The following is a 6,979-nucleotide window of genomic DNA, read 5'->3' as shown; positions in this document are numbered from 1 at the left end:
GAGCGGCCGCGGGCGCAGCAGCTGGGGCAGGGGCTGCCGCCGGAGCAGGAGCCTCGGCGGCCGGGGCGGGCGCTGCGGCGGGAGCTGGCGTCTCGACGGGCGCAGGAGCAGCCGGTGCACCCGAACCGATGCGGGCGAGCACGGCGCCGACGGCGACGGTCTCGTCTTCACCGACGACGATCTCTTGCAGGGTGCCGGCGACGGGCGAGGGGATCTCGGTGTCGACCTTGTCGGTCGAGATCTCGAGAAGCGGCTCGTCGACGGCGACGTCGTCGCCGACCTGCTTGAGCCAGCGGGTCACGGTGCCTTCGGTGACGCTCTCGCCGAGCTCGGGCAGCACGACGTCCTTCGCGTCGCCCGAGGCGGCGGCGGGGGCATCGGCGGCCTGTGCAGGCGCGGTCTCGGCCTGGGCGGGCTCGCTGGCCGGCGCGGGCGCCTCAGCGGCGGGCGCGGGCTCGGGCTGCGGCTCTTCGGCGGCGGGCGCGTCGCCCGAGGGGGCACCCGATCCATCACCGATCTTCGCGAGGATCGCGCCGACCTCGACGGTCTCGTCTTCACTCACGAGGATCTCCTCGATCACGCCGCTCACCGGAGACGGGATCTCGGTGTCGACCTTGTCGGTCGAGATCTCGAGCAGGCCCTCATCGGCCTCAACCGTGTCACCGACGTTCTTGAGCCAACGGGTGACCGTACCCTCGGTGACGCTCTCGCCGAGCGCGGGGAGGACCACGGATGTGCTCATGACTGTGTCTCCTTCAAAAAGTCCGATGTCGTTCTAGCTTAGTGACCCGCGCACGGGGCGGGTGTCAGAGGGCGTGCAGGGGCTTGCCGGCGAGGGCGAGGAAGGCTTCTCCGAGCGCCTCGCTCTGCGTCGGGTGCGCGTGGATGAGCGGCGCGAGGTCTTCGGGGTGCGCCTCCCATCCCACCGCGAGCTGCCCCTCGGTGATGAGTTCGCCGACGCGGTCGCCGATGAGGTGCACGCCCACGACGGGTCCGTTCTCGACGCGCACCACCTTCACGAGCCCCGCCGTGCCGAGGATCTCGCTCTTGCCGTTCCCGGCGAGGTTGTAGTCGTAGGCGACCACGCGGTCGCCGTGCACCTCGCGTGCCTGCGCTTCGGTGAGGCCCACCGAGGCGACCTCGGGGCTCGAGTAGGTGACGCGGGGAATGGATGCCTCGGGCACTGCCACCGGCGAGAGGCCGGCGATCTGCTCGGCCACGAAGATGCCCTGCTGGAAGCTGCGGTGTGCGAGCTGCAGGCCCGGCACGATGTCGCCGACGGCCCACACGTGGGCGGCCGTGGTCTGCAGTCGGTCGTCGACCGTCACGAAGCCGCGATCGATCGTGACACCGGCCTCGGCGCAGCCGAGTCCGTCGGTCGCGGGGCCGCGCCCGACCGCGACGAGCAGGTAGTCGGCCTCGAGCACGGTGCCGTCTTCGAGAGTGAGTGCGACACCGGCATCCGTCTGCGCGACGCTCTGGTAGCGCACGCCGAGCTTCTGCACGATGCCGCGCTTGCGGAAGGCGCGCTCGAGCCCCTTGCTGAGGGCGATGTCTTCGTTCGGAACGAGGTGATCGAGGGCTTCGACGATCGTGACGTCGGCGCCGAACGAGCACCAGACGCTCGCGAACTCGACGCCGATCACCCCGCCGCCCAGCACGATCACCCGCTCCGGCACGACGTCGAGCGCGAGGGCGCCTTCGCTCGTGAGCACGCGGCCGCCGATGTCGAGGCCCGGCAGGCTGCGGCTGTACGAACCCGTCGCGAGCACCACATCGGCGCTGCGGTACACGTCGTCGCCGACGGCGACGCCGTGATCGGGCAGCAGACGGCCTTCGCCGTTGATGACCGTGATCCCGCGCGCTTTCAGAAGCCCCTGCAGTCCCGCGTACTTCTTCGCGACGATGCCCTCGCGGTAGGCGGTGACGGCGGCGGGGTCGATGCCCTCGAACGTCGCCGTCACACCGACACCGCCGGCGCTGCGCACGTGATCGGCCACCTCGGCGGCGTGCAGGAGCGCCTTGGTCGGAATGCACCCGCGGTGCAGGCACGTGCCGCCTACCTTGTCTTTCTCGATCAGCGCGACGGTTTTGCCGAGTTCCGAGGCGCGGATCGCCGCGGCGTATCCGCCGCTGCCGCCGCCGAGCACCACCACATCGAACGTGTGCTCGGTCATCGCGCCGCCTCCTCGAGAAGGGCGACGAGCGATCGCACGGTCGCCGCCGTCGGGCCCTTGTCGGTCGCGCCGAACGGCGCCTTCGCGGTGCCGCTGCCGGCGATGTCGAGGTGCACCCACGGGATGCGCGGTGCGTCGGGGTCGTCTGAGACCTGGCCGACGAAGCGCTGCAGGAACAGCCCGGCGAACAGCGACCCGCCCGACGTGTCGCCGATCTTGGCGTTCTGCAGGTCGGCGATGGGGGAGTCGAGCTCGTCCTCCATGTGCGCGGGGAGAGGCAGATGCCATGCAAGTTCGTCGGCGCGGTCGGCGGCGGCGAGGTAGCGGGCGACGGCCTCGTCGTCACCCATGACGCCGGTGTGCCGGTGGCCGAGGGCGACGATGATCGCACCCGTCAGGGTCGCGACGTCGACGATGAGATCGGGGTGCGTGCGGCTCGCCGCCACGAGGCCGTCGGCGAGCACGACGCGCCCCTCGGCATCCGTGTTGAGCACTTCGACGCTCTGACCGTCGGCGATGCGCACGACGTCGCCCGGGCGGAGGGCCCGGCCCGAGGGCATGTTGTCGGCGACGCACAGCCAGCCCGACACGCGGACGGGCAGGGCGAGCTCCGCGGCGGCGCGCACCACGGCGAGCACGGTCGCGGCCCCCGCCATGTCGAACTTCATGCCGACCATTCCCGCCGGCGGCTTCAGCGACAGCCCGCCGGTGTCGAACGTGATGCCCTTGCCTACGAGCGCGATGTGCTGCGTGGCGCCCGCCGGGTGGTAGTCGAGATGGATGAGGCGCGGCGGCCGATCCGAGCCCTGACCGATGCCGAGGATGCCGCCGTAGCCCTGCGCTTCGAGTTCGGTCTCGTCGAGCACCGTCACCTCGACGGGCAGGTCGGCGATCGCCTCGACCGCGGCATCGGCGAGATCCTGCGGACCGAGCCACTGCGCGGGGGTGTTCACGAGATCTTTCACGAGCGCCGCGGCGGATGCCACGGAGCGGGCGCGCGCGATCGAGGCATCCGTCGACGACGGCGCACCGTGCAGGGTCACCTGCTCGGCACGGGCGGGCGAGGAGGCCTTCTTGTAGTCGTCGAACCGGTAGCCGCCGAGCAGCACGCCCTCGGCCGCGGCGGGCCACAGCGCCTCGTCGAGGCCGGGGGCGCCGATAGCGAGCCGGGCGAAACCGGTCGTGGCGCGCAGTACCGCGCCGACGGCATCACGCACGCCGGCGGCGGTGGGCGTCGTGCCGGTGCCGACGACGATCACGGGGAGCGCCGTGACCTCGGGCACGCCGACGCGCGTCGTGCCACCGGGTGCCCCGGTGAAGCCGGTGCCGGCGAGTGCCGCGGCCAGTCCCGGCCAGTCGGCGAGCAGTTCGTCGTGCTCGTCGAGCGGCGGCAACGCCAGCACGACGGCATCGGCATCTGCGCCGGAAAGCGGGGTGGAAGAAGTGGACAGCTCAGGGAACGCCATGCTCCCATCCTAGGTTTGCGCCTCAGACGGCCGCCCGAGCACCCGCAGCCGCGTCGGCCCGTGTTCGCTGTCAGCGGGACAGCGCCGCACCCGGTGCGACGGCTCGTACAGTGGAAGCATGCCTCTGAGTGGTCCCCTCTATGAGCGTGTCGCGTCGGCGCCTCCCGTGCCGGCGGGCCTTCCGATGGTCATCGCGCTGACCGGGTTCACCGATGCCGGGAGCGCCGTGACCCGCATGATCGAGCTGTTCCGCGACGATCTCGAGCCCTCGCCGGTCGTCGCCTTCTCCGCCGACGTGCTCCTCGACTACCGCGCGCGCCGCCCGATCATCACTTTCGACGGCGACCACTTGTCCGACTACCGCCCGCCGCGGCTCGAGCTCTCACTCGCGCACGACGCGCTCGGGCAGCCGTTCGTGCTGCTCGCCGGCTACGAGCCCGATTTCGCGTGGGACGCCTTCGCCGAGACCGTCGTCGGCCTCGCCGAGGGTCTGCAGGTGTCGGGCATCACGTGGGTCCACGCCATCCCCATGCCCGTCCCGCACACGCGGCCGATCGGGACGACGGTCAGCGGCACCCGCACCGACCTGACGCAGGCGCACTCGGTCTGGAAACCGCACACCCAGGTGCCGGCGACGATGGGCCACCTGCTCGAACTGCGGCTCGCCGAGGCCGGTCAGCCGGTCGCCGGGTTCGTACTGCTCGTGCCGCACTACCTCGCCGACACCGAGTACCCCGCCGCGGCGATCGCGGGCCTCGACACGCTCTCGGTCGCGACGGGTCTCGTCTTCGACGCCGACGAGATCCGCGACGAGAATCGCGACTACCTCGCGAAGGTCGACGATCAGGTCGAGGGGAACCCCGAGCTGACGACGATGCTGCACAGCCTCGAAGAACGCTACGACTCCTATATGGCGGGGTCGACCCTCGCGCAGCCGATCATCCACACGGGCGACCTGCCGAGTGCCGACGAGCTCGCGGCCGAGCTGGAGCGCTTCCTCGCCGATCGCCGAGAAGGCGACGACAAGCGCGGACGTCGCTGACACGGCGCGGAATGCGTGGACGCTCCGCGGCGTTGCAGAGAGGGAAGGCGGCATCCCCCATTCATCCGTTGCGCAAGTTCGCCGTCTGGGGTATGCGACAATAGGACCAGCGACCCGTTGTCTCGACGGCGTGAACTCCCTGACGGGGTGACGCGCCGGACTTGACAAGGGTCTTACTAGTGTCCGAAACCCCCGGCGCAACCGTCGGTGAAAGGCGAGACGTGACTTCCGGCACGAAGACCACCCGTACACGCAAGGCAGACGACACCGAGGCGACCGAGCAGGTCGCCGAGAGCACAGCGGCGAAGGCCCCGGCAGCGAAGGCGGCCGCAGCGAAGAAGCCGGCGGCGGCGAAGCCCGCAGCGGCGAAGAAGCCCGCGGCCAAGAAACCGGTCGCGAAGAAGGCCGCCACCAAGGCATCCGCCGACGAGCCCGACGACGACGTCGAGATCGACGACGAAGAGATCGAGGTCGACGCGGAAGACACCGCCGACGACTCCGACGACGCGGCGCCCGGGAAAGACAAGAAGGATGCCTCGGACGACGACTCCGACGACGACGAAGAGGGTACGACCAAGCCCGCCTTCACCGAGCCGCTGCCCACCGGCGCCATCGTCATCTCGTCGAGCGACGACGACGAGGTGCCCGTCTACTCGACGCAGATCACCGGCGCGACCGCCGACCCCGTCAAGGACTACCTGAAGCAGATCGGCAAGGTGCCGCTGCTGAACGCGGCCGAAGAGGTCGAGCTCGCGATGCGCATCGAGGCGGGTCTGTTCGCCGAAGAGAAGCTGTCGCACATGACCGCCGCCGAGAAGTCGAACCAGCTGGGTCTCGACCTGCAGTGGGTCGCCCGCGACGGTCAGCGCGCCAAGAGCCACCTGCTCGGCGCCAACCTCCGCCTCGTGGTCTCGCTCGCCAAGCGTTACACCGGCCGCGGCATGCAGTTCCTCGACCTCATTCAGGAGGGGAACCTGGGCCTCATCCGTGCCGTCGAGAAGTTCGACTACACGAAGGGCTTCAAGTTCTCGACCTACGCGACGTGGTGGATCCGCCAGGCGATCACCCGTGCCATGGCCGACCAGGCGCGCACCATCCGCATTCCGGTGCACATGGTCGAGGTCATCAACAAGCTCGCCCGTGTGCAGCGGCAGATGCTGCAGGACCTCGGTCGCGAACCCACTCCCGAGGAGCTCTCGCGCGAGCTCGACATGACCCCCGAGAAGGTCATCGAGGTGCAGAAGTACGGCCGTGAGCCGATCTCGCTGCACACCCCGCTCGGCGAAGACGGCGACAGCGAGTTCGGTGACCTCATCGAAGACACCGAAGCGGTCGTGCCGGCCGACGCGGTGGGCTTCACGATGCTGCAGCGTCAGCTCGAGTCGCTGCTCGACTCGCTCTCGGAGCGCGAGGCGGGCGTGATCCGCATGCGCTTCGGCCTCGGCGACGGCCAGCCGAAGACCCTCGACCAGATCGGCGACACGTTCGGGGTGACGCGCGAGCGCATCCGTCAGATCGAGTCGAAGACGATGGCCAAGCTCCGGCACCCGTCGCGGTCGCAGTCGGTGCGGGACTACCTCGAATGAACGAGGCCCCCAACGACGGCAAGGTGCTGTCGGTCACGACCGACGCGGGCACGTTCAAGCGCATCCCGATCCGCACGCGGGTCGTCATGCCGGGCGACGATCTCGACGCGTTCGTGACCGAATACGCTGGGGGCGTCGTGCAGCCCGGTGACACCCTGTTCGTGACCGAGAAGATCGTCGCGATCACGCAGGGGCGCTCGTATGCGCTCGACGAGATCGAGCCGCGGGCGCTGGCGCGGCTGCTCTCGAAGTACGTCGTCAAGACGCCGTACGGCATCGGTCTCGGCATGCCCGAGACGATGGAGATGGCCCTCCGCGAATGCGGCACGCCTCGCATCCTCTTCGCCGCCGCCGTGAGCGCGGTCACGAAGCTGTTCGGGCGCCGCGGCGATTTCTATCGCATCGCCGGTGACAAGGCGCGCTCGATCGACGGGCCGACCGACGGAACCATCCCGCCCTATGACCGTGCCGTCGTGCTCGGGCCCACCGAACCCGATGCGGTCGCGGCGCGCCTGAAGGCGCTCCTCGGTACCCCCGATGCGGTCGCGGTCGTCGACATCAACGACATCGGCGGCAACATCCTCGGCTCGACGCTCGACCGGGCGGGGGAGCAGCAGCTCGTGCGCATCCTCTCCGACAACCCGCTCGGTCAGGGTCGTCAGGCGACGCCGATGGGCATCATCCGCCGCGCCTGAGCCTGCGCGCGGC

General features: G+C 70.2%; 6 protein-coding genes. 3 read left to right on the top strand and 3 right to left on the bottom strand.

Translation table 11 applies throughout. The features are described from left to right. From G3N18_RS07170 to G3N18_RS07160, 3 genes are all read right to left on the bottom strand, one after another. A partial coding sequence (locus G3N18_RS07170; protein ID WP_338038356.1) for a biotin/lipoyl-containing protein occupies positions 1-742 on the bottom strand: 742 nt, incomplete at its 3' end. 64 nt (positions 743-806) lie between these two features. Further along, positions 807-2,177, bottom strand: coding sequence for a dihydrolipoyl dehydrogenase (gene lpdA, locus G3N18_RS07165; RefSeq protein WP_196383618.1), 1,371 nt, complete (start codon positions 2,175-2,177; stop codon positions 807-809). Beyond that, on the bottom strand, positions 2,174-3,643 hold the full coding sequence (locus G3N18_RS07160; protein WP_196383617.1) for a leucyl aminopeptidase: 1,470 nt from the start codon (positions 3,641-3,643) through the stop codon (positions 2,174-2,176). Before G3N18_RS07160 ends, lpdA begins: the two co-directional genes overlap by 4 nt. A gap of 118 nt (positions 3,644-3,761) precedes the next feature. Here G3N18_RS07160 and G3N18_RS07155 point away from each other — a divergent pair, with 118 nt between their 5' ends. The 3 genes from G3N18_RS07155 (at position 3,762) to G3N18_RS07140 (ending at position 6,966) form a co-directional block, all read left to right on the top strand. Beyond that, the gene (locus G3N18_RS07155; protein WP_196383616.1) at positions 3,762-4,685 is read left to right on the top strand and encodes a proteasome assembly chaperone family protein; all 924 of its coding nucleotides are present in this window, start codon (positions 3,762-3,764) and stop codon (positions 4,683-4,685) included. Positions 4,686-4,906: 221 nt separating this feature from the next. Further along, positions 4,907-6,271, top strand: coding sequence for an RNA polymerase sigma factor (locus G3N18_RS07145; RefSeq protein ID WP_338038355.1), 1,365 nt, complete (start codon positions 4,907-4,909; stop codon positions 6,269-6,271). Next, positions 6,268-6,966, top strand: a complete 699-nt coding sequence (locus tag G3N18_RS07140; protein WP_196383614.1) for a coenzyme F420-0:L-glutamate ligase — start codon at positions 6,268-6,270, stop codon at positions 6,964-6,966. Before G3N18_RS07145 ends, G3N18_RS07140 begins: the two co-directional genes overlap by 4 nt. Positions 6,967-6,979 lie beyond the last annotated feature (13 nt).

Source organism: Microbacterium paulum (assembly GCF_015707995.1).
GTDB lineage: Bacteria > Actinomycetota > Actinomycetes > Actinomycetales > Microbacteriaceae > Microbacterium > Microbacterium paulum.
Note: the sequence above shows the minus strand (reverse complement) of the source record. Positions and strands in the feature narration are given on the sequence as shown.

Coding starts and splice junctions, on each gene's coding strand:
- lpdA (WP_196383618.1), bottom strand. CDS start 2,177: ATGACCGAGCACACGTTCGATGTGGTGGTGCTCGGCGGCGGCAGCGGC.
- G3N18_RS07160 (WP_196383617.1), bottom strand. CDS start 3,643: ATGGCGTTCCCTGAGCTGTCCACTTCTTCCACCCCGCTTTCCGGCGCA.
- G3N18_RS07155 (WP_196383616.1), top strand. CDS start 3,762: ATGCCTCTGAGTGGTCCCCTCTATGAGCGTGTCGCGTCGGCGCCTCCC.
- G3N18_RS07140 (WP_196383614.1), top strand. CDS start 6,268: ATGAACGAGGCCCCCAACGACGGCAAGGTGCTGTCGGTCACGACCGAC.